The following is a 22710-nucleotide window of genomic DNA, read 5'->3' as shown; positions in this document are numbered from 1 at the left end:
ACCTGTTCTTTCAATCTTCCAATTGTCGATCCTCTATCCTATCAGCCTTGCCCCATTCAGGCCGGTTTAGACCTCATGCTGGGTAGCTCCGGCCTCCAGCACCGTCTCATAGACCGCTTCGCCGATCGCACAGCCGATTGTCGTAGCCGCTCCGGCATAGGCATGAACGGCATCCCCCCACTCCGCAGACTGGCTTGCACCGATTGCAATGGCATCCGTAGTCGTCCCGGTCGCAGACTGCCCGTTAGCCGCTTCCCGAATATCCAGCCGCTGCAGCGCCGCTGTCTTCGCTTCCGTGGCTGTAATGACCGCGTTCACCATGGCGGATTCCGTCATTCTGGCATCAAGCAACAGGATCGTGTTAATCGTCCCCGGCGCATAGGCGGAATACGTCTCCCGCTTCAGCCCTGCCCGAGCCGCATTGCGAGTCCCTACGGTCGTTATGCACAGCAATCGGAACCGGTCTCCTGTCATCTCCGTCACGGAAGCATGAGTCAGCTTGGCCGCTGTCAGGAAGCCTACCGTCGAATCCGGGTGCAACCCCCAATCCCCGCATCTGTGCTTAAAATCGGAGACGGGATCGTCGCAGCGGTAGTCCAGCGGTACCTTCCAATTGACAAAACCGTCTGCCATAGAGAATCCGCCAGGCCAGATTGCACTGCTTAACGTATAGCAGGCATGAGGAAGCCTCACTTCAATCCTGTCTTCCTTAAGTTCTGCCGCCAAGCCGTTCCAGCAGCGGGAGGCATACCGGGTATCATTACGAAAGGGCTGCGTCATCCGGCTTCTCCTCCCTTAACCCCGCAATAGCGTAAATGCGGGGAAGATCCAAGTAAGCCCTAGCCGTATCCGCCAGCCGGTCGAAAGCCGCTTCGCGCCTCTCGCGGAACCGAACGACTTCTGGCATAGCGGCCCAGCCCTTATCTGCTCTCGCTTCGTTCAGCCATGCTCTCCGGAAGCTGTCATTATGAAGAATGCCGTGCATGAATGTGCCCCAGACTTTGCCGTCCTGCGTGGATATGCCCTCCGGCCGGAAGGCTTCGCCGACAGTAGAGGCTTGTCCATCGTGTTTTTCATGGATGAGGAATGGCCTCAGCAGATCCGGGCTGCCTGGAATCATTTGACCCATATGAATCTCATAACCGTCGATCGGACAGCTCTCGCCGCTTCCTCCCAGCCGCGCAGTCCCCTCCACTCGCACGGTTGTTTTGATGGGCTGAAATTCAATATTGAACGGAAACAGCCCGAGTCCCGGGCATTCCGACTGCTTTGACTCTACGCCATGCGGGTCTAGCAGTCGCTCTCCCAGCATTTCGTAGCCGCCGCATATGGCGGCGACCCTTCCACCGTTTCGAATATGATCCAAGACAAGCTCAGCAAGCCCTTGCTCCCGCAGCCAAGCCAGATCGGCAATCGTATTTTTGCTGCCGGGCAACAGGACCAGATCAGGCGCCCCCCAATCATGAGCGTGCTCGACGAAACGCACGTCTGTGTCCGGTTCCGCAAAAAGCGGATCGACATCGGTAAAGTTGGATATACGGGGAAGCTTTATTACGATGATATCCAGCCTCTCCGCCCCGCCTTGCAGGTCGGTGTTTGATGTCAAAGTAGCCGGACGACGTTGAGCCGCAGCCCTAGTACCGCTGAGCGACAGCGAATCCTCGTCCTCCAGCTCCAGTCCCGGCAAATACGGGAGGACGCCAAGCACAGGCTTGCCCGTCCTCTCCTCCAGCCAATCCAGACCCGGCTGCAGCAACGCGACATCCCCGCGGAATTTGTTAATGACAAATCCGCATACACGATCCCGCTCGTGAGGCTCCAGCAGCTCCAGAGTCCCGACAATCGATGCAAATACGCCGCCGCGATCAATATCCGCTGCGAGCACGACAGGCGCATCAGCCCATGCCGCCATGTTCATATTGACGATATCCCGGTCCTTCAGATTAATTTCCGCCGGGCTGCCCGCGCCCTCCAGCACCACAATATCGTATGACTCTCGCAGTATGCGCAGCGATTCCCGGGCAATCCCTCCCGCTATAGGAAGATAGCGTTCGCGATATTCCCGGGCCTCATAATCTCTGAGAGGCTTGCCATGAACGACCACCTGTGACGACATCTCGCCTGTAGGTTTGAGCAGAATAGGGTTCATATCTGTCGTCGCGGCAATGCCGCAAGCATCGGCTTGCATGCCTTGAGCGCGTCCAATCTCTTTGCCGTCCCAAGTGACATAGGAGTTAAGGGACATATTTTGCGATTTGAACGGAGCCGTCCGATAGCCGTCTTGGGTGAAGATCCTGCATAAGGCGGCCGTAATCAGGCTCTTGCCGACATCGGAGGCCGTTCCTTGGATCATCAGTGTTTTGCCCATCACCGTTTTACGATCCGTAATCATACTGTGCTCTGGCCCAGCTTCATTCCCCTTCATAAGCTATTTGCCCTCCTGTTCCGACATCGACATGCTAGTACTCAGTTCGTCAACCAACCGCGCGTTCTGCTCGCGCAGCTTCACCGCAATGCGAATATATCTCCCATCCAATCCCGGAAAGTGCGAGCCGTCACGGATGAGCACGCCTTTTGCCCCCATTGCGCGTTGAAGCTCTGCCGAACTCAGGCCGCAGCCATCCGGCAATCGCAGCAGCAGATAGTTCGTCTCGCCCGGATACACGCGGAATCCAAGCGCTTCAAGCTCACGGGACAGCCAAGGTCTCTCCTCCTGCAGCCAGCGCAAGGAAGCTTGGGCGAACGCCTCATCGCCGAGTACAGCCTCACCGATCGATTGGGCAAGCGAATTGACACTCCAAGGCACTTGCAATCTGCTCAGCTCAGCAAGCGAGTCCGGATGTCCGATGATATAGCCGAGCCGGATGCCCGGAATCGAATAAAACTTCGTCATGGAACGGACGACGTACAGATTGCGGTTTTGCGCCGCCTCCCGGACCAGGCTATAGCGCTCTTCCTCCGGCACAAAATCCATAAAAGCTTCATCCACCACAACCGTGGCGCCGCTATCCAACAGCTCGTATACCCGAGCAGGCTCGATGAGCGCGCCCGTCGGATTATTCGGAGAACCCACCATATACAGCTTCGCATTGGAGCGCTTCAGCGACTCCTCTACCCATCGCTTATTCAATCGAAATTGCTCTGTCTCATAGAGCGGCCCTTCGTACAGCGCTGCTCCCGTCTTGCGGATCGCATCTCCATATTCCGAAAAACACGGAACGGCGACCGCAGCCGCTTCAGGGCGGGTCGCTCTCACAACAAGATCGATCAGTTCGGCGGCTCCGTTGCCGATCAAGATGGCACCCTCTTCAATTGCGTGTCTTTGCGACAGCATGGTACAGAGCCTTCTTGCGACAGGGTCCGGGTATCTGTCGATTAAAGCTGCATACTGCGCCAATACTTCGCGGACCGCATCAGGAGGGCCTAGCGGGTTCATGTTGGAGCTGTAATCCAGGAACGAGGAGGAAGGCAGCCCGAAGCATTCCTCCGCCGTTCTCAGATCCCCGCCATGTCCATAACGTTCAAGCATAGCTTCTCTCTCCTTCTGCCTGTTTGGTAGCAACCATCCATTTCTGCTTGATTCGATATGTAATAAACCTCACTGTTGTTCACAAAAGGCCGGATGACCTGCCTGGCTTCAGCTCGGCTAATAAGCCCAAATAACGACTGCCGCCAGCATGGCAAGCTCTACTGCCTCATTCAACGCACCGTATGTATCCCCCGTCAAACCGCCAAGCTTCCGATTAAGCCAGACGGACATCACTCCGCCTGTAATGAGAGTTATGATGCAGCCGGCTCCAGCAATGAGCATGGCTTCAATTAAATTAATGTTATTAATCATTAATAAAGTAAATGAAATGACAAAAGCCAATACGACTGCAATCAGCGCATAGCCCAGCTTAACGCCGTGGAATAACCGTCCGATCCCTTCGTTCGGCCGTGCAGGCTTCCATCCAGCAATGGCGACGCCCATCCAAGCGCGGCTCCATACCGCACTCATGACAAGAATCGTCGGAATCGCTACATGACCGCTATACTCGCCTCCCATTAACCAGGCGATTAACGAAGCCTTTAAGAGCAGCAAAAGAACAGCCGCAATGACGCCCATGGCGCCAACCCGGCTGTCCTTCATAATCTCAAGCATCCTCTCTCTCGACCGATGGCTGAGCACTCCGTCAGCCGTATCCATCCAGCCGTCCAGATGCAGCCCTCCGCTTAAGCCAATCCAGATCGCAAGCAGTACAATAGCGGACGTCCAAGGAGGAAGCACATGCGGCAGCGCCCAAGACGCAGCAGCCAGACATAAGCCGATAGCGGCCCCGGCTAATGGGAAATAAGCGATGCTTCTCGTCAAAACCGGACGTTCGAACGGCACTTCGACCGGAACCGGAATTCTGGTCAAAAATTGAAAGGCGGCCACAACCGCTTGCCTATGCAGTTTTACAAGAGACATAGCCATGCCACTCCCATTCCCGCCAGCGCCAATACGCTGACTGCATATAAGATATGTATCGAAGCCCGTATATCCCGCGGCTCCAGCTCACGCGTTTTCCAGCCCATGCGCGCTCTCTCGCTCGCTACGCCAAAGTACCGGTTGACCCCGCCGAGCTGAATGCCGATCGCTCCCGCTACCGCGGATTCCGGTATCCCGCTATTGGGGCTGGGATGTAGGGAGGCGAACGCTCGAATCGACCGCCAGCTGTGGCCTGGCTTCATCCCCGGCAGCAAGGCAGCTGCCACAACCATGAGGATGCCGGTCAGCCGAGCCGGGATATAATTCAGCACATCATCAAGCCGGGCAGAGCATCGGCCAAAGTAGATATACGTTTCGTTACGGTACCCGACCATAGAATCGAGCGTATTGACAGACCGGTACAGCATTGCAAGCGGAGCGCCTCCGATCAGCGCGAACAGCAGCGGAGACAGGAAGGCGTCTACCGTATTCTCAGCTACTGTCTCGATCGTCGCTCTGGCTGCCTCCGGTTCGCTTAAGCCATCGGTATCCCTGCCCACAATATAGCCGACGTAACGGCGCGCCTCTTCCAGATTGCCCCCTGTCAACGGCATATACACCAGCATCGCCGCATCCTTCAGTCCTTTGACTGCCAGCGTTGTCGAAATGAACCACGCGGACACCGCATACCCCAACCATGTATGGACGGCATCCGCAGTCCATACGATCAGCGTCATGACTCCCCAGCTGACTATGATCGTAATTAGCGTAAGAAGGCATCCGCGAAGCTTGGCCGCAAATGGCGATGCAGACATATCCTTCGGATACAACAGGCGTTCCAACCCTTTGATGAGCCGTCCAATCCAAATGACGGGATGAGTAGGCCACTTGGGGTCGCCTATTATCCAATCGATGACAACGGCTGCCATTGCAAGCAGCAGCAGCTCTTGCACACTATAGAAGATCACAGCTCGTCCCACCGGAATGCGATTGCCTTCAGCTCGACGGGAATACCCGCCGTAACCAGAAAGACGCGGTCGCATATCTCAGCCAGCCGCTGGTTCAGCCTGCCCGCCTCATCGCGGAATCGGCGGCCTAGCGAATATTCCGGCACGATCCCGTCTCCCACCTCATTCGTTACAAGCAGAAGCGGATACGGATAGCTTCGAACAGCTTCGATAAATGCGTCCGTCTGACGGGCGAGCCGGTCAGCTCCATCCTGTTCTTCCTCCGAATGCAGCAGCCAGTTGGTGAGCCAAAGGGTCATACAGTCAAGAAGCACGGGAGGTGCCGTCCACGGCTTGCCTTCAGCTGCGGCCTCACGGCTTTCATCCGCAAAGTCCAAGGCAAGCTTGCGAAGCAAGGCTGCGGCCTCCAGCGGCTCCTCCTTCGTCTCCCAACGGAAGCCAGAAGCTTCGCGATCCCGCATATGCAGGCGAATACGTTCCTTCATCTCCTCATCGTAAGGCTGGCAAGTGGCAATATAGACGCCATGGGTTCCAAGCCTGGCTGCGTATTGTTCCGCGAAGCGGCTTTTGCCGCTGCGCGCGCCGCCTGTAATCAGTATAGCCATGAGCCTTCCTCCCGGTTATGACTTCGATATTCCCGCACTGTCAAAGGTCGCCATCTCCTGCATTAGAAGAAGCGAAGCATCCAGCAGATGGAAGCCGAGTACCGCTCCCGTGCCTTCGCCCAGCCTCATCTCCAGATGAATGAGCGGAGACAAGCCGATCGCCTCCATAAGCCTGGAATGGCCCAGCTCATGCGACAAGTGGGAAGCCAGCATATACGGAACCGTGCGCGGCGACAGCCTGGAAGCGACAAGCGCCGCCGTCGTGGAGATATAGCCGTCTATCACGACCGGACAACGATTCGCTGCCGATCCGATTATAACGCCGACAAGACCGGCAATTTCCGCGCCGCCTACCTTGGCGAGAACATCTAGCGGATCGCCGGGATTCGGCTGATTCAGCTCGATTGCGCGCTTAACCACTTCAACCTTATGGGCGAGCACACCGTCATTAATGCCAGTGCCGCGGCCAACGGTCAGCTCGGGTGAAAGGTCCGCAAGGACAGATGTGATAGCAGCGCTCGCTGTCGTATTGCCGATGCCCATCTCCCCTGTTGCAAACAATCGCGTTCCCTTCGCGATTTGCGCCTGGGTGACAGCAATGCCGGTCATAATGGCTTCAACGGCTTCCGACCGGTTCATCGCGGCTTCCTTCGCCATATTCCGGGTACCCCATACGACTTTGCGGCTTTCGAGATTATCATGCTTGAGCTCGGCTGCGACACCGATATCCACGCATACCACCTCTGCCCCTGCCTGGCGCGCCAGAACATTGACAGCAGCGCCGCCACTCAAGAAATTATGAACCATCTGCGGCGTAACCGCTTGCGGGAAAGCGCTGACGCCCTCCACGCATACGCCATGATCAGCGGCCATCACTATGACCGCCCGCTTGGACAAATCCGGCCATAGCTCGCCTGTCGCTCCTGCGAGCTGAGCCGCAATCGCCTCCAGCTTGCCAAGGCTGCCCGGCGGCTTCGTCAATTGATCGGAATGAAGCTCCGCCCGGCGGGCCGCTTCTTCATCGAAAGCCGGAATCGCGCTCAGGACTGCAAAGAGACGCTCCTCAAGTTCGGTATTGTTCATGCTTATGACTTCCCCCTCAACTGGCTGATCTATTTCCGTTTGCCGTTTTCGCTAGACTAAGCTAACTCCCGCATCGACGACAATGCTCGCTTACTTATGTGTGTTGCCTCCAAATCTGAACAGCTTCGATTGATTTACATGGATTCGTATCAGCTAAGCCTGACTAACGTATCTGGCACAGCTTTACTCTGATCCCGGCTGCAATATTAATTGCGGCACTCCCGTTGCGGGATGCTTGATGAGGGTCGTTTTCGCTCCATACAGCCGTTCAATCACGACTGGCTGCAGCACCTCTTCAGGCGTTCCCTCCGCCGTAATCCGTCCCTTGTGCAAGGCGATGAGCTTATCGCAATATAAGGAGGCCAGATTCAAGTCATGCAATACGGCGATAACAAGAAGGCCTTTACGCTTCTGCCATGCCTTCACTGTGTCCAGCAGCTCGATCTGATAGCCGATATCGAGATAGGTAGTCGGCTCATCCAGGAGCAGGATCTCCGGCTGCTGGGCCATCAGCTTCGCCAACGCCACACGCTGGCGTTCTCCGCCGCTTAGCTGATGCAGCTTGCGGCTTTGAAGGTCGACTAACCCCATTGCATGGAGCGCCCCGTCTATAATAGACTCGGGATCCTCCGGCTCTCCGCCAAGCCAGTTCTGGTGGGGGAATCTCCCCATAGCCACCACTTCGCGTACCGTAAATCCAACTGGCGGCAACCCGCCTTGCTGCAAGACAGCAAGCCTTCGGGCCAGTGTCTTCCCCGGCATATCGGATAGCGGAATGCCGTCAAGCGTGACCGTCCCCGAGCATGGCGCATCTGAGCCGGACAAGATATGGAGCAGTGTCGATTTGCCAACGCCATTGGGACCAATAATGCCATAGATGCGATTTCGTTCGAACGTAGCCGATATCGCCTCCAGCACAGACGCTCCTTGTATAAGAGCACCGACTTGCTTGGCAACCAGACTCAAGATTTAGCCCCTCCTTCCACCTTCATCCTGCGGTGCAGCAAATAGGCGAAGAACGGAGCGCCGATTAGCGCCGTTACGACTCCAAGCGGCAATTCTTTGGGGCTGAGCACATTGCGTGCCAGCGTATCCGCCCATAACATAAAGATCCCGCCCCCGATGCCTGCAAGCGGAATAATAAGCCGATAATCCGGCCCTACAATCAGGCGAATGAGATGCGGCACCACGAGACCTACGAATCCGATGACACCGGACACCGACACAGCCGCAGCTGTAAGCAGCGTAGATATGATCATGACAATCAGCTTGGTCCGCTCCACCTTAACCCCCAGATGGGAGGCATGCCTCTCGCCAAGCGTGAACAGATTCAAGGATGGGCTGAAGTACAGCAGAATAGGCAGCGCGATGACCAGGAATGGAATCATCATATATACATGCTCCCAGCTTCTATGAGCCAGCGAGCCCATAATCCAGAACAGGATCTGGTTGACGACTCCTTGCGACATCGATACCATAAGCGATACGAACGCCCCGAGGAACGATTGAATAATGACGCCTGACAAAATAATCGTCTCGATCTGCATGACGCCCCTGCTGCGTGATAGCCAGATCACCGCAAGCAAGGTTAGAATCCCCGTAGCGAACGCGACCACCGGTATCGTCCAGAGGCCAAGCGCAAGCTGCATGCCTGTCAAAATAATAAACGCAGCCCCGACAGAGCTGCCCGATGCAACGCCAAGCGTATAGGGATCGGCTAGCGGATTGCGGAGCACTCCTTGAAATCCTGCTCCCGCCAGCGCAAGACAAGCGCCAACCAACACATCCAGCCAAATCCGCGAAAGCCGCACCTGCGTCACGATCGCAATTTCCCCGCTTGTCCATTTGTCGGCGGGATCAGGCATTCCCGGAAGCTGGTGAATCAATATGCCCCATACATCCACAAAGGACAATCCTGCGGAGCCGATAGACAGGCTAGCTATCATAGAAACAGCAAGAAGGAGCAAAGCTGCTCCTCCATACGTTATTCCTTTTATTCGCAACATTTATTTGACAAGCTCAGGATGGATCGCTTTCGCAAGCTCAAGCAGTCCGTCCGCCAGTCGAGGACCAACGCGCACAAGCGGATCGTTGGTTACGGCGAACATTTGATTGTTCTTCACCGCATCGATAGCATCCCAGCCGGGACGCGACTCGATTCCTGCGACGATGGAGCTCTTCTCCTCTCCGAAATCAGGGTAAATAATCAGCTGCGGATTTTGCGTTATGACTTCTTCGCCATTAACTTCGAACCAGCCAGGCTGAGCCGCAGAGATGTTAATGCCGCCAGCCAGCGTCAGAAGCTCGTCCAAAAACTCTCCCGAGCCAACTGTCCAGCCAGGCGAAAACTCCAGGTAAACCTTTTTCTTCTCTGCGTCTTTAACCGCCGTCGTCACTTGCTCTTTCACTTCGCGCATATGATCCGCAACTTCTGCGGCTCCAGCTTGCATATTCATAATTTTACCGATTTCCTCTACTTTGGCAACTACTTCATCGTAGGTTTTCGGATTTGTTGCGTAGACATTCAGTCCAAGCTCGCGCAGCTTCGCAATGGCATCGACATTCATGGAAGACGAAGCCAGGATCAGATCGGGATTAAGCGCAGTAACAGCCTCGATATTCGTTGTCATATCGCCGACCTTGGCGATGGTAGATGCTTCCTCCGGATAGTTGCTCCACTGGTCGACACCTACCACCTGAGCGCCTGCACCGATAGCGAATATCGTTTCGGTTTCGCTAGGCACCAGTGTTACGATAGCGCTTGGCGCTTTTTCGAACGTAAGGGCTGTGCCTGTTGCGTCGGTTACCTCATATGGATAGGTCGTCTGACTGGCTTCCTCCGATGGCTCCGGCGTTGCTTCCGGGCTTGGGGATGCCGATGCGCCCTGTTCGGTCTGGTTATTGCTGTTGGCTGCGCCCTTGTCTGTATCTGTGGTCGCACCGCATGCCGCCAGAACTACCATCATCATAATGAGCAGCAGGCTTACGGCTGTTTTCATTTTTGTCCAAGATATTACCTTCATTTTCTCATTCACTCCTGTATCAGATCGTCAATTTTATTGCAGAATTGCTTCTGCATCTTGCATTTGGACACAAAAAAAAGCATCCCCGGCCCCTGTGCCGGAAACGCCCGTGTCAATCGCCGCGATACGCGCAGCGAAACATGCCTCTCCAACACCTCCCTAAGTCCACGTAGGTAACAGCGTTCATACAAAAAGGCAGGTCTCCTGGCTCGGATTGTCGCACACCGCGTCTTCCCGAGCTGATCGCTCAGTGACGTACTACGGCTGCGTTGGCACACATGAATCGCAGATTCGTGTTCATGCCCTCCTTACAGTGGCGGGTCCGCGCCGGAATTGCACCGGCTTCCCTATTAAGCTTTTGCGACACGCAGGCGAACATCAAGCTTGTCCGCTGTGGTTGACATGCTGCGCCTCGCAAAGCACCTCATTGCTTTCAACTATTAAAATATCAGTAGTTACTATACACTTCCCGCCCGCAATTGTCCATCCATTTGCGCGATCACACTGACGTTCGGCCAAGCTCAGCAAGGCATAAACCGCTCATCTTCCGACATAGGTAATGTATAACGGGCAGCCAACGATCTAGTGTTCGAACCTCCTTATGCGACCATATGTTCATTGGGCAACTTCGGATTACTTGTTCTACAGATGTATGATTGCTCATCGTATAAGGAGGCATTAAGATGACCAAAGCTGTAAACTCGTCGGATCACACATCCCCTTCCAGCCGCAGAAGCTGGATTTCTTGGACATTATTTTTCGCGACAGGGATAGCCGTCGCTGCAATGATCGTGCTCATGCTTAGGCCTCAGTCTATCTCTGCGGATGCCGCCATTACTGTACACAGCTATAACGGCGGACAGCTGGAATGGAATATTGTCGATTATCCCGCCACCGTCCTCGCCAACAACACCTTTCAGTTAAAACTAAGCGATGCTTCGGGTAACCCGCTACAGGGAGCGCAGCTCGATATCAAGCTGGAGATGATTAGCATGGTCTGCGGTGATTTCGATTTCTCCTTAACCGAGACGGCGCCAGGCGTATACTCTGGCGAAGGGGTGCCGTTAATGCCTGGTCTATGGAAAGCTTCGCTGACCATCGACGGCGACCGAGACGCCATCGTAACCCGAACGCTAAAAGCGGTCTATTGAAGCTTGCCATTTTAGGAGTTTTCGGCGAATTGGTGTGCCACGCAACCTTATTTCACCATTTTCACTTGTTATGAGCAATTAAAAATGTCACACAACACTATTTTACCAGTGTCGCCGTTTCCGCACGATTAAGCGTGTCACACAACACTATCTCACCAGCCGAGCCTATCATGAACTACCATAGCCACGGCGATACGGACGGGATGATTCCATTCGCGGCAAGTCCTCTTAGAATCGAGATCAGGCCGACGGCGACGGCTGTCACGACGCCGGCTCGACGCATGAAACGCCGCCAACGTTTGTTGGCGAACGCAGCGATTGAAGCGGCGAACACAAGGGCAGGCATAGTCGCAAGGCCAAACAAAGCCATCACGACCGCCCCCTCCGCCAATGAGCCGGTAGCCGCAGCATTCATGCTCATCGCATAGGTCAAGCCGCATGGCAGGAAGCCGAATGCAAAGCCCGTTGCCAGCAAGTGAGCCGTCTCTTTGCGCTCGGAGACACGTACGCCGGAAGCTAGCTCCTGATGAAGCCTCCCTGACAAGCGGTTCAGGAACGGGATCTGCACTTTCCGCCATAGCCATAGCAGGACGAAGCAGCCGCCAATAATGGAAGCAAGCCCTCTGATCCCCGCGAATTTGCCGGCGACATCGACAAACGAGCCAACCGCCCCCATAGCAGCCCCTAGCAACGAATAGGAAACGATCCGACCCACGTTATAGAGCAGCATCGATCGTCTGGCAGATGCAGCCGATTGCAGCGACACGGCCGATACGATGCCGCCGCACATACCGATACAATGAGGAGCGCTGAACAATCCCGTCAACATAATGAGGCCAATTCCGTTCAGGCTGAGCGACATTAGCGGTTCCTCTCCGCAGACCGTTCCATGCGAGGGCCTAGCCGCAGCGCATTGGCAACGACCGATACAGAGCTGAGCGCCATCGCTGTACCCGCCATCCACGGCTCCAAATAGCCGATAGCCGCAAAGGGAATAATGACGGCATTATAGCAGAGCGCAAATACGAGATTTTGCCGGATATTCCTTATCGTCAGTCGGCTAAGGCGGATCGCCTCCGTAATCGCCTGCAGCCTGGAGAAGATAAGCGTGATATGCCCCGCATTAAGGGCGCCGTAAGTGCCGTTTCCCATCGCAATGCCCACATCGGCTGCAGCCAGCGCAGGCGCATCGTTCCAGCCGTCGCCTGCCATCGCGACCCGCTTGCCTCCCCGCTTCAACCGCTCGACAAGCGCCAGCTTGCTCTCTGGCAGCATGGAAGCATGGACCTCTTTAACGCCCAGCGCTTTGGCGACGGCATTCGCGGGAGCTGCATGGTCGCCTGTTGCGACGATCGGCTGGACGCCCAAGCGCTTAAGCTCTCTTGCCATCTGAGCGGCGTCGCTCTTGAGCCGATCTCTGAATCCCATTACGCCTGAACAAGCCCCTCCTTCCATAACGTAAACGACTGTCTCTCCATGCGCCTCCCGCTCCGATGCCTGCCGCCTTGCTTCTGGCGATATTTCAAGTCCAAGACTCCCGACATATCTAGCATTGCCGATCACCGTATGTACACCGCGTATCCATCCCTGTGCGCCTCCTCCCGCCGCATAAGCGATTCGCTCCGCATCAGGCGTAACAAGCCCAATTCTTCCCGCTTCATCCCGGATGGCGTCCGCTAACGGATGCGAAGATTCTGACTCCAGCGCAACCGCCAATCGAAGAAGAGATGAACGGCCAAGCCCGATCGGACCGACAAAGCTGACCTTTGGCTTACCTTCGGTCAGCGTGCCTGTTTTGTCCAGCACAAGCGTACGAATCGAAGCCAACCGCTCCACCGCGCCCGCTTCCTTGGCAACAATGCCCCGCTTGGCGAGCCGCCCTGATGCAATAACTAGCGAGATCGGCGCGGCAAGACCAAGCGCGCACGGACAGGCCGCCAATAGGACAGCTATGGCGCATAACGCCGCTTTGCTCCAGTTGCCCGGCTCGATCGCAAGCCCCCATATGGCCAAGGTCAAGACCGCGGCGATCAGCATGGCGGGGACAAACCAGCTGGCGACGGCGTCTACTTGCGATTGCAGCGAAGACTTCGCCCGCTGGCCTTGATGAACAAGCTCCTGGATACGGCTAAGCAAGGTTTCGTGACCGGCCGCTCCCGTAACAACCGTCAGCTTGCCGGAACCATTGCGGGTCCCTGCCCACACGCCGTCTCCCGCTCGTTTGGCGACGGCAGCGCTCTCGCCCGACAGCAGCGATTCGTCCAGCGTCGACTCGCCATGCTGGATCATTCCATCTACAGGCACGAATTCCCCTTCACCCACATGGACGATATCCCCTTTGCGCACATATTCGGTTCGCAGAGAAGTGACCGTCCCGCCTCGCTCGACAAGCGCCGACTGCACCCGCAGCTCATCAAAGCCGATCGACTCCCGTTGAGCCTTTAATGAGGCGGACGTTTCAATATATTTACCCAGCAATATCGCCGTCATCACGACAGCGGACGTCTCGAAGTACAGAGGCGACCCATGCGTCCCGCCATCGAACAACCCGTCTCGAAAAACGACATAATGGCTATACAAATAGGCTGCCGTCGTCCCGATCACCACTAACACATCCATATTGGCGCTCCGCTGCCTGACCGCATAATAGGCGCCAAAGTAAAACGGCATCCCGATCACAAACTGAACAATCGTCGCAAGCAGGAGCTGCAGCCAAGGCAAAAACAGAATATCCGGCAGCAGCTCGGCAACCGGCTGCAACCCCGGCAGATGCGTCGCCATGTCGGCCATTAGCGGCAACGTTAGCAGGATCGCCGCAATAAGCCGAAGGCGAAGCCAGGTCCGCTCCCGGTGCAGCCCCTCGCTTGCGCTTTCGTTCAGCTTGGCGCTGAATCCGAGCTGACCCACCTTCTCCGCTAGCCGCTCCTTCGTGACTTGACCGCCGCTTACCTGCACCCACGCAGTACGCAGCGGAAAGCTCACCGCCACCTCCGTTACGCCTTCCATCCGGCTGAGTGTCTTCTCGATTCTGGCTGCACATGCCGCGCAGCTCATCCCCTGTATCGTAAAATCCAGCTCCTGGCTATATCCATTCCGATTACCCGTATCCATCATGGCCACTTAACCTCCAATCAGCGAAAAACCCCGAACGTCTGCGACGCCGGGGCCTGTACCGCCGCCTTACACTATATGAGCGCAAGACGGATTGCATGATTGGAATCTATAGATAGCGCTTCTTAATCCCGCTCGTAGATCGAACCGGAACGGCTTGCGAATAATTCGGTGTACACTTTCTCAGCATAAGCGTCCGTCATGCCGGCAATATAGTCAGCGACAACCCGCTCCCATGGCCATTCGCCCTTCTGGTTGTCATAGCTTTCCACCCAATCCGGCGGCAAGAGCAATCTGCCCGTATCGTATTGCTCCAGACTGTCCCATAGCCGGATAAGCATGTTTTCGCTGCGCTTCTGCAGCCGCTGCACCCGAAAATCTTTGATCAGCGTCACCCAAGCAAGCTTCTTCAAAATTTCCATCGTACGCAGCAGTTCCAAATCCTCGGCGCCTTCCTTGACGAACGTCACGCGTTTCCAGCCGGTCTTCGGGTCGTCGATAATACCGACGCCGCTCGCGAACTTGCTTACCCATCTGGCCTTCATCTCCCGGCGTGTGCGGGAAGTCTCTCGTCCGTACTGGACGAAGATTGATTTCCACTCGAGATAATAGCTCTCCAGCACCCGGCGCACCATCGCCTTCAGATTCGTGCTCTCCCACTGTACCGCCGCTATACTGGCAGGGTCATCCAGGATTTCCCGCACGACTCCTTCTACCAAATGATCATCCTCGACAAACTCCTCCGTCAGGAGGATCTTGCCAGCACGGATGCCGTCTTCGATATCATGGGTGGAATAGGCAATGTCATCACAAAGATCCATAAGCTGCGCCTCCAGCGTACTGCAGCCTGCCGGCATCCCCCATAGATCCCGCAAATATTCGATGCCCTTCCATTCCATCGGGTAGACGCCCTTCATCCGACCGGGCTCATCCATGTTATACGGATATTTGTTGATTGCCAGCAGGACGGCCGCCGTCAGATCCAATCCTCGTTCACTGCCAGCCCGCTTCTCCAGAAACATAAGGATGCGGAAGTTTTGCGCATTGCCCTCATATGGCACGCCATACCGGTCCCTCAAAATCCGATCCAGCACCTCCTCGCCCTTATGCCCGAACGGCGGATGCCCCAGATCATGCGCAAGCGCCGCACATTCCACAACCTCCGGTACGAGCTTCAATCCGGGATGCTCGTTATTCGCTAGAAACGGATACGTCTTGCCGAGTCTGCGGGCAACCTCTCTTGCTATCTGAGACACTTCGAGAGAATGGGTCAGCCTCGTCCGGTAATAATCCCCGGAGCCCGCGCCGAATACTTGCGACTTACCCTGCAGCCGCCGGAAAGCCGGCGATTGGATGAGCCTCGCGTAATCCTTTTCGTATTCGTCCCGATCCTCGCTCGATGGCGTATGATCTGGTTCGTGGAATCTAATTTTTCGTATATTCATAACAATCACCTATCCTGAAGTCGATTTGCGTGCGTACGAGCCTTGATGTCCTGTCTTGATCCCGCAGGATTTTAAGTCCCCCGCATTTGAAAAGAAAGCGGCGCGTACCGGAAGAAGTTCCGGCAACGCGACGCTTTTGGCACACCTTATAATGTTCCGAATGTCACGCCGAATTCCAGCAGCATTCTGCGATTGGCTGTACTGTGCCAGTCGCACTTGCAATGAAATTCTGCCTGCAGATCAAGCGGCAGCAGCTCTGGCTTCTGGCACCGGCTGCTTGCTCATCGGATCGCTGACGCTTACCCATATCATACCATAAACCTTAAGGCATGCATAAGCAGCAACTCGTGTATTCGCATTCTCCACCGGGATAGGCGGGACTTCAATAAGCGAAAGGGCCTATGCCGCTTGCGCCCAGGAATCGTCGAGTAAGGCAGTGATTGCATTGCCGACGTAACGATCTATGTCCTCACATAGGACAGACTGATCCGGCTGGATAATGCCGAGCCGGTTCAGTCCGAGAACCTGCCCTGTGGTGGATTACTTCCGCTTTATCATCTTCCATAGCTGTGCAGAGATCAGATTCGCGGTAGCTTCCTTCCGGTAAGCCGAACCTGCGAACAGATTCTCCGCCGCCATGTATTGTCCTTTAATCGCTTCATGGATTAACCCAAGCATATGGTCGCTAAGGGTCGTTCCGTTTATCGTCCGCTCCGCCTCCATCTGCCGGTCTGGCAGGGCCGTGCCGCCTTCCGCCAATATGTGCGGCTCAGTAATGCGCACGTCCTCAGCTATCTTGCCTTGCGCGGCAACCGTCTCAAGCGATGGGATGAACACTTCCCGCCGGCCTACTATTTCATAAAAGGCGAACATCTCTTCCTGCGCACGGTCCGTATCGCGTTCACTAACGACCGGAATCTCCACTCTCACGAGCAAATCACCCGGCTCGCGCGCGCCTCCCTTTCCTTGAATCCAGTCCAGAATGGGACAGCGGCTCCAGCCCCTCCCGCGAAAGATGACCAATTGGGCATTCATTGCCATGAGCGCCGGCACCGCATCCCCGACAAGGCTGGATACATGGCCGCCGATCGTAGCCAGATGACGGAAGGCTGGCGCCGCAATCTGGTCAATTGCGGTGACCAGCAGCTCGCCGTGCCGCTTCAGCAGCGGATGCCGGCGGCATTCGTTCAGCGCTGCACCCGCGCCAATGCTGACAGCCCCGTCCGACAACCGGAGGTTATGCAGCTCCGGAATGCCGAGCAGGCTGATCAGATGTTTCCGCTCCGGTCTGATGCCGTTATGCCTCTGCATGCGAAGCAGCGTGCCGCCAGCTGCGTAGCTGGACTTCTCCCCGAAGCTCCGCTTCAGCCGCCAAGCCTCTTCCACGCTTCCGGGCTGCCATACACTCGCAAACCCGGCATCCTTGCATTCTGCCAATTCCATCGCCATAGCGCATCCTTCTCCCCTGTCTTAAGTGGTCTAGAACCACTGCTTTCTCATAAGGCACACCCCGTACCTTGAACTCCGAAGCAGACATGTTGCGCTCGCCAACCGGCAGCCAACCATACCAGAATGATTAAGATAAGATCCCAGGTCAGCATTTTCATATAAAAGCCCGACCACGACATTGACGACGGGTAGAACGCTAGCCGTATGAAGCACATGCGTCGTCAGTCTACCGCCCATCATTCCCCCCCCCCGCCCGCTAGCCAATAACGGAGTCCTCCTCCACATGCGCAAGTCGGAATGCTGCGATTTTGCATACTTCCAGCAAAGCGTGCCTCTTCTCTTGTTCTGCTGTATTCATCATCCGCTTCTGCAAGGAATCAGCTACCATATCGGCCGTCAGCCCTTTCACAGCCATAATAAACGGAAACCCGAACCTCTCCCGATATACGGTATTCATGCGCTGGAAAATATACGCCTCATCACGCTCCAAACGATCCAGCCCGCCACGCTGCTCATCCGTTGGAGCTGCTGTCATTCGCAGCTTCGCACCCATCTCAGGATGTGCCCTAAGCAATTGAAGCTGCAATGATTCCTCGGCTTCCATCACAATTACCGCCATCGACGCCAGCAGCTCTTGCCGCGTTCGGAATGGCCTGCAATGCCATGCCTTCTCCGCTACCCATGGCGAGCAATCAAATAAACGCCCGTATCGCTCTACAAATGCCGCCTGTTCGCCGTTACTCCAATTCGCATGCCGCTTCACCATGTATCATTCCTCCTATATCCATCATGCGCCGTCTCGGCTCTCTTCCATATCGTTCAGTCGCCGCCTGCACCGCGCTCCCGCGCGTGAAGCGGAATCCCGCCCCCAGCAGCTCCGTCTCCAGCGCGGCGAGCAGCTCCAGAACGCGGCATCTATCCGACTGCTTCCCTATTGCCGCAACCGACCAGTAAGCGTTGGAGTGACGCCGTTCAATCTGATCCAGCCTGAATCCCCGCACTTCTTGCAGCCTGCGTGAAATCTCTTTACCATCCACGCCTCCCGGTACCCAGGCACAAGCCGCATACGGAAGCTTGCTCTCCGTATCCATTGCCGGAAGAAGCCCCATCGCGTGCATGCCTTGCTCCAGAGCTTCGGCATGAAGCCTCTCCTCTGCAATCTGACCGTTACGTCTGCCATCATCCATCCATTGCTGAAGAGCCGACTCCGCAGAGGCATGTTGTTCTCCAAATAATGCGGGGTATCGCTTGGCGTTCCTCCAGTCTTCGCATAGCTGAAGAAACGGACAATCTCCCCATCGGCGATGCAGCAGCTTTGCCAGTATACGATCGTTGTATGATACGATCGTCGTTCCTTGCGTGCCGTCGGTATCGACTCCGATCGATCCGAACGCCGCATCCAGATGCCATTCCTCCGATCGGATCGGCATTCGACCAGCTGTTGCCGTACAATCGGCGACAATACGTATGTCGAGCTCCCCGCACACCTTGCCGATTCCATCAAGCGGCTGGCATCGCCCCGTCACCCATTCACCGTGGGCAACTGCCAAAAGGGATGGCCTGTGCTTCCTCAGCTCCCGCTCTATATCGTCGGAATCGAACGGCTCTCCCCAGCTCTGCTCTATTAGAATGACATCAGCTCCCAGCCGCTCGCATAGATCCGCCATTCGCCTCCCAAGCGGGCCGTTCACCAGTACGAGCACCGACTCGCTAGGGCGAATCAAGCTGATCAGCAATGCCTCCATCGCGTCGCCTACCGTTCCTGCAATGGGATGAGACCAGCCGAACCGCCTCTGGAACAATTCCGAGGCCAGGCGCTCCTCCGGGTATACCGGACTAATCGTCGCGCAGCCTTCAGCATAGGACCCTATCGCTCGCAGTCTTCCAAAGCCGGTTATCGAATAAGCGGCTTGCTTCCTTAGCGGCTCGGACTGTTTTGCACGATCCAACCCTACTCCCCCTCGCCTGATCGCTCTACGATATCCCGATCAGAAATTATATAAATGTTATGTTATATCACATACATCTGCTTGAAACTATCATATGATGCTTGATTTCGATTGTCATTGTTTAAGATCAATAAAAAATCAGAGACTATTCGTGCAAAATAACTAACAGAAAGAAAAAAAGCTATTCACATTCGCATCCGAATCCCGTATATTATGTTATATAACCTTACATAAAGAGGCGATGAATCATGCTGTTAAAGGATCTTATTCAAATTCCGGCACTGCAAAACGCACGGCTCACTGCAGGCGCCGAGGGACTGAACCGGAGCGTAAACTCGGTTAATATAATGGATGTGCCGGATACCAATCGTTTGCTGAAGCCGAACGAATTGCTGCTGACCACTGATTATGCGTTGAAAGGCCATCCCGAATCATTGGATACGCTAGTTTCTCATATGGCCCAGACCGGATGCGCAGGGCTCGCCATTAAGACAAACCGGTTTCTCGAAGAGATTCCCTCCTCCGTCCTCGCAGAAGCGAACCGGCTCCGATTCCCGCTGCTGGAGCTGCCGCTCGATTATTCGCTTGGAGAAGTGCTGAACGGTGCGCTAAGCAGCATCCTTCAGAACAAGACGGAAGAGCTCAGCTATGCGCTTGATACCCACCATACCTTCTTCAATCTCATCCTGAATGGAGAAGGGCTGTCGGAAATCGTCGACAAGCTGGCTCAATTAATCGCAAACCCCGTCGTCATCCTCGGCTCCAAGCTGGAGCTGATCAGTCTGTCCTCTACAGTCAAGCCCAATATTCATCTTCTGAACAAATGGATTTCGCAGGCCGCCAAGCAGCAGCTTGCACCGGGCGTCTATCCCATCATGAACGCACTGCCATCGGATGGCGCATGTTATGTCTTCCTTCAGCCCATACCGACGCCGCAACGTCCGGGCTATATTATCGCTTTTTCCAATGAGGGGGTCATGCGCAAGCTGCATGCGTTGGCGCTGGAGCAGGCTGCGCATGTGCTAGGCTTTGAATTACTAAAGACGCAGGCGGTCAAGGACAGGGCCCGGAGGTTCAAGATCGAGTTTTTTACGGAGCTGGTTCAAGGAGAAATGGCTTCCGAGCAGGAAATAATCCATCGGGGCAAGCAATATGGCCTCTTCCCGGCGGAATCGATGTTATGCGTCGTATGCGGAAGGGATACCGACGAAGGAACTGTCGCTGGCCAAGATCATGCAGCGGCTGAACGGAGAGCGAGAGAAAACGATTCTCTCTATCATTCGCTAACGAAAGAATTCGGGAGGCTGGGCATGCCATTTGTCTTGTTCACCTTGAAGGACAAATGCATAGCCCTGTTGTCCGCCAAGGAGCTCCTTGGCTCTTCGGCGGACGGGAAGCTGAGATTATCGCAGCTGTTGGCGGGGATATCCGAGAGGTTGTCCGGTGAGGAGGACATAAGCTTGTCGTACGGAATAAGCGCTCCGATCAATAAGCTTGCTGATATCCCAAACGCCTACAAGCAGGCTCTGGACGCTTACCGGTTGGGCAGAAGCCATAACAAGCAGCGGTTTGTCCAGTATTATCATACGAAGGAATTTACCGACTTGTTAAGACAGATTCCAGTGGATGATTTACAAAAATTTTTACAGGAAACGTTCGAGACATGGCGCGGTATTGATGAGAGCGAGCAGCGCGAGTGGCGCAAGACGCTTCGCGTCTTTTACGATAATCAATGCCATATCGGCGAGACGGCAAAAGGGCTCTATATTCATCGCAATACCGTGCTGTACCGCTTGAACCGGATTGAACAGCAGACCGGCTTGCAGGTTCGAAATCCGTCAGATAGCTTGCGCATCCGCATCGCGCTTTTGATTAAAGACGACTTGGCTATCTAACTTCCGACTGCCAGAGCGCAAGCTGCTGATCGAACCGAGCGAGAAAATCCCTTTTCTCCTCGCCTTGAAGGAATGCGGCCTCTGCTCCGTTCTGCGCAATTCGGGCAATCTCTGCTTCAGAGAAGCTCAGCTCAGCATGAAGCAGCTCGTATTCTTTCGTAATTGTTGTATGGGATACCGTCAAATTGTCGGTATTGACGGTGACCGGGATGCCGAGATCGAAATATTCCCTGATGGGGTATGACGCCAATCCTTCTACCGCTTTGGTCTGCAAGTTGCTGATGGGGCATAGCTCCAGCGGAATGCGCTCGCGCCTGATCAGCTCCACTACGCCGGCATCCTCTCTCATCCGTACGCCATGGCCGATCCGATCTGCGCCAAGCAGCTCGACAGCTGTACGAACACTGACCGCCCCGGCTGCCTCGCCCGCATGAATGGTGATCGGAAGACTGCGCTCACGGGCCATGGCGAATATATCCCGGTAAAGCTCAGCCGGATATGCCGCCTCCGCACCTGCCAAATCAACGGCAACAACACCTCTGCCCAAAAATAACGAAGCCGCCCGAATCACCTCGCGATTCAGCTCTTCCGAATGCCCCCGGAGGCAAATGGCGATACAGCGCGCCGTCACGCCGAAATCTCGTTCGCCTTGCTGCAATCCCCTCACCACGCACTGAATGGCATCCTCTACCGTCATTCCCAGCTTCCGATGGAGCTGGGGCGCAAATCGCACCTCGATATACATGCAGTGATGAGCAGAGGCTTGCTCTACCACCTCGTAGGCTGTACGCTCCAGCGAAAATGGCGTATGAAGAAACTGTCCGACAAAGTGGAATTTGTTCAAGTATTCAATCAGGCTTTTGCATTCACCCTCTACCCGCATATACGGGAGCAGCAGCTCCGGTTCCTCGACAGGCAGCCTCTCGCCAATCTCGCGAGCAAAATCCATAATCGCAGCCGGCTTCACGCTTCCGTCCAGATGCAAGTGCAGATCCACTTTCGGCAAGGTTAGCATCCGATTCGTCATGATAGAGACCTCCTCCATATTTGCAAATGCCGCCAGGCTTTATATAGACCGGATGCATAAACGAGCATTTTGACATTTGAATTGAACCTTACTATATAACGCGAGCCAGGATGATGTAAACAAAATTAACATAAAGTCCATACATCCTTATTTTGGGCTTGCGAAGCCTTTCATAAACGTAAAAAAAACGGGATCTGGCTTCATTCGCCTTCTCCCGTTCCTTGAACCTTATTTATTGGCCAGTCACGACATCGCCGCTCCATGCCAGCATGCCGCCTGCTACGTTCACGACATCAAAGCCTTGGAGACTCAAATGCTCGCATACACGTCCGCTTCTGCCGCCGCTGCGGCAAATAAATACGACTTCGCCTTCAACGTCATGCACTTCATGGGCACGGGCTTGAAATTCGGATAGCGGAATCAATCTCGCTTCCGCAATATGGCCTTCCTCCCATTCTTCCGGCTCACGCACATCGATCAAATTTAGTTTAACCCCGGATTGCAGCTGCTCCTGCAGCTCGGAAGTTGTCATTTCGCGATACATCTATTCA

General features: G+C 55.2%; 20 protein-coding genes, 2 pseudogenes and 1 riboswitch. Of the genes and pseudogenes, 2 read left to right on the top strand and 20 right to left on the bottom strand.

Annotation, left to right across the window (positions count from 1 at the left end; all coding sequences use genetic code 11):
- Positions 1-66: 66 nt before the first annotated feature.
- From AC0YNW_RS04665 to AC0YNW_RS04620, 10 genes are all read right to left on the bottom strand, one after another.
- Positions 67-780, bottom strand: coding sequence for an adenosylcobinamide amidohydrolase (locus AC0YNW_RS04665; protein WP_475830920.1), 714 nt, complete (start codon positions 778-780; stop codon positions 67-69).
- On the bottom strand, positions 761-2425 hold the full coding sequence (locus tag AC0YNW_RS04660) for a cobyric acid synthase (RefSeq protein WP_475830919.1): 1665 nt from the start codon (positions 2423-2425) through the stop codon (positions 761-763). The genes AC0YNW_RS04665 and AC0YNW_RS04660 overlap by 20 nt, the downstream gene beginning before the upstream one ends.
- A gap of 3 nt (positions 2426-2428) precedes the next feature.
- Positions 2429-3529, bottom strand: a complete 1101-nt coding sequence (gene cobD / locus AC0YNW_RS04655; RefSeq protein WP_475830918.1) for a threonine-phosphate decarboxylase CobD — start codon at positions 3527-3529, stop codon at positions 2429-2431.
- Between the two features lie 117 nt (positions 3530-3646).
- A complete protein-coding gene (cobS, locus tag AC0YNW_RS04650; protein ID WP_475830917.1) occupies positions 3647-4453 on the bottom strand; it encodes an adenosylcobinamide-GDP ribazoletransferase in 807 nt (268 codons plus the stop codon).
- Positions 4441-5421 (bottom strand): adenosylcobinamide-phosphate synthase CbiB, encoded by a 981-nt coding sequence (gene cbiB, locus AC0YNW_RS04645; RefSeq protein WP_475830916.1) that lies wholly within the window; start codon positions 5419-5421, stop codon positions 4441-4443. Before cbiB ends, cobS begins: the two co-directional genes overlap by 13 nt.
- Positions 5418-6026 (bottom strand): bifunctional adenosylcobinamide kinase/adenosylcobinamide-phosphate guanylyltransferase, encoded by a 609-nt coding sequence (locus AC0YNW_RS04640; RefSeq protein WP_475830915.1) that lies wholly within the window; start codon positions 6024-6026, stop codon positions 5418-5420. The genes cbiB and AC0YNW_RS04640 overlap by 4 nt, the downstream gene beginning before the upstream one ends.
- A gap of 15 nt (positions 6027-6041) precedes the next feature.
- Positions 6042-7109: a nicotinate-nucleotide--dimethylbenzimidazole phosphoribosyltransferase gene (gene cobT / locus AC0YNW_RS04635; RefSeq protein WP_475830914.1), complete on the bottom strand. Its 1068-nt coding sequence runs from the start codon at positions 7107-7109 to the stop codon at positions 6042-6044.
- Positions 7110-7292: 183 nt separating this feature from the next.
- Positions 7293-8075: an ABC transporter ATP-binding protein gene (locus AC0YNW_RS04630; RefSeq protein ID WP_475830913.1), complete on the bottom strand. Its 783-nt coding sequence runs from the start codon at positions 8073-8075 to the stop codon at positions 7293-7295.
- Positions 8072-9115, bottom strand: a complete 1044-nt coding sequence (locus AC0YNW_RS04625; RefSeq protein ID WP_475830912.1) for a FecCD family ABC transporter permease — start codon at positions 9113-9115, stop codon at positions 8072-8074. Before AC0YNW_RS04625 ends, AC0YNW_RS04630 begins: the two co-directional genes overlap by 4 nt.
- On the bottom strand, positions 9116-10132 hold the full coding sequence (locus AC0YNW_RS04620; protein ID WP_475830911.1) for an ABC transporter substrate-binding protein: 1017 nt from the start codon (positions 10130-10132) through the stop codon (positions 9116-9118).
- A 177-nt stretch (positions 10133-10309) separates the two neighbouring features.
- A riboswitch (cobalamin riboswitch) is annotated at positions 10310-10527 on the bottom strand.
- A gap of 288 nt (positions 10528-10815) precedes the next feature.
- On the opposite strand from AC0YNW_RS04620, the gene AC0YNW_RS04615 reads away from it, so the two are divergent.
- Positions 10816-11283, top strand: coding sequence for a FixH family protein (locus AC0YNW_RS04615; RefSeq protein ID WP_475830910.1), 468 nt, complete (start codon positions 10816-10818; stop codon positions 11281-11283).
- A 175-nt stretch (positions 11284-11458) separates the two neighbouring features.
- Here AC0YNW_RS04615 and AC0YNW_RS04610 read toward each other — a convergent pair whose 3' ends face one another.
- The 8 genes and pseudogenes from AC0YNW_RS04610 to AC0YNW_RS04575 all read right to left on the bottom strand — a co-directional run bounded on the left by AC0YNW_RS04610 (position 11459) and on the right by AC0YNW_RS04575 (position 19237).
- Complete coding sequence (locus tag AC0YNW_RS04610) at positions 11459-12145, bottom strand: sulfite exporter TauE/SafE family protein (protein ID WP_475830909.1); 687 nt, start codon at positions 12143-12145, stop codon at positions 11459-11461.
- Positions 12145-14397: a heavy metal translocating P-type ATPase gene (locus tag AC0YNW_RS04605; RefSeq protein ID WP_475830908.1), complete on the bottom strand. Its 2253-nt coding sequence runs from the start codon at positions 14395-14397 to the stop codon at positions 12145-12147. Before AC0YNW_RS04605 ends, AC0YNW_RS04610 begins: the two co-directional genes overlap by 1 nt.
- Positions 14398-14519: 122 nt before the next feature.
- Positions 14520-15839, bottom strand: coding sequence for a deoxyguanosinetriphosphate triphosphohydrolase family protein (locus tag AC0YNW_RS04600; RefSeq protein ID WP_475830907.1), 1320 nt, complete (start codon positions 15837-15839; stop codon positions 14520-14522).
- A 146-nt stretch (positions 15840-15985) separates the two neighbouring features.
- A pseudogene (locus tag AC0YNW_RS04595) lies at positions 15986-16105 on the bottom strand (aromatic ring-hydroxylating dioxygenase subunit alpha); the annotation flags it as partial.
- Positions 16106-16268: 163 nt separating this feature from the next.
- Positions 16269-16376, bottom strand: a pseudogene (locus AC0YNW_RS04590) (hypothetical protein); the annotation flags it as partial.
- A gap of 3 nt (positions 16377-16379) precedes the next feature.
- Positions 16380-17288, bottom strand: coding sequence for an FAD binding domain-containing protein (locus AC0YNW_RS04585; RefSeq protein WP_475830906.1), 909 nt, complete (start codon positions 17286-17288; stop codon positions 16380-16382).
- A 256-nt stretch (positions 17289-17544) separates the two neighbouring features.
- A complete protein-coding gene (gene uraD / locus AC0YNW_RS04580; RefSeq protein ID WP_475830905.1) occupies positions 17545-18054 on the bottom strand; it encodes a 2-oxo-4-hydroxy-4-carboxy-5-ureidoimidazoline decarboxylase in 510 nt (169 codons plus the stop codon).
- Positions 18026-19237 carry an aminotransferase class V-fold PLP-dependent enzyme gene (locus AC0YNW_RS04575; RefSeq protein WP_475830904.1) on the bottom strand — a complete coding sequence of 404 codons (1212 nt, stop codon included), beginning with the start codon at positions 19235-19237 and terminating at the stop codon, positions 18026-18028. Before AC0YNW_RS04575 ends, uraD begins: the two co-directional genes overlap by 29 nt.
- A 248-nt stretch (positions 19238-19485) precedes the next feature.
- Here AC0YNW_RS04575 and AC0YNW_RS04570 point away from each other — a divergent pair, with 248 nt between their 5' ends.
- Complete coding sequence (locus tag AC0YNW_RS04570; protein WP_475830903.1) at positions 19486-21132, top strand: PucR family transcriptional regulator; 1647 nt, start codon at positions 19486-19488, stop codon at positions 21130-21132.
- Here the strand turns inward: AC0YNW_RS04570 and add are convergent.
- Together add and AC0YNW_RS04560 are read right to left on the bottom strand one after the other, a co-directional pair.
- A complete protein-coding gene (add, locus tag AC0YNW_RS04565) occupies positions 21125-22159 on the bottom strand; it encodes an adenosine deaminase (protein ID WP_475830902.1) in 1035 nt (344 codons plus the stop codon). The genes AC0YNW_RS04570 and add overlap by 8 nt on opposite strands.
- A 232-nt stretch (positions 22160-22391) precedes the next feature.
- Positions 22392-22703: a rhodanese-like domain-containing protein gene (locus tag AC0YNW_RS04560; protein WP_387474914.1), complete on the bottom strand. Its 312-nt coding sequence runs from the start codon at positions 22701-22703 to the stop codon at positions 22392-22394.
- Between the last annotated feature and the right edge of the window lie 7 nt (positions 22704-22710).

The sequence above is a fragment of the Paenibacillus sp. J31R120 genome, from assembly GCF_056269225.1.
Note: the sequence above shows the minus strand (reverse complement) of the source record. Positions and strands in the feature narration are given on the sequence as shown.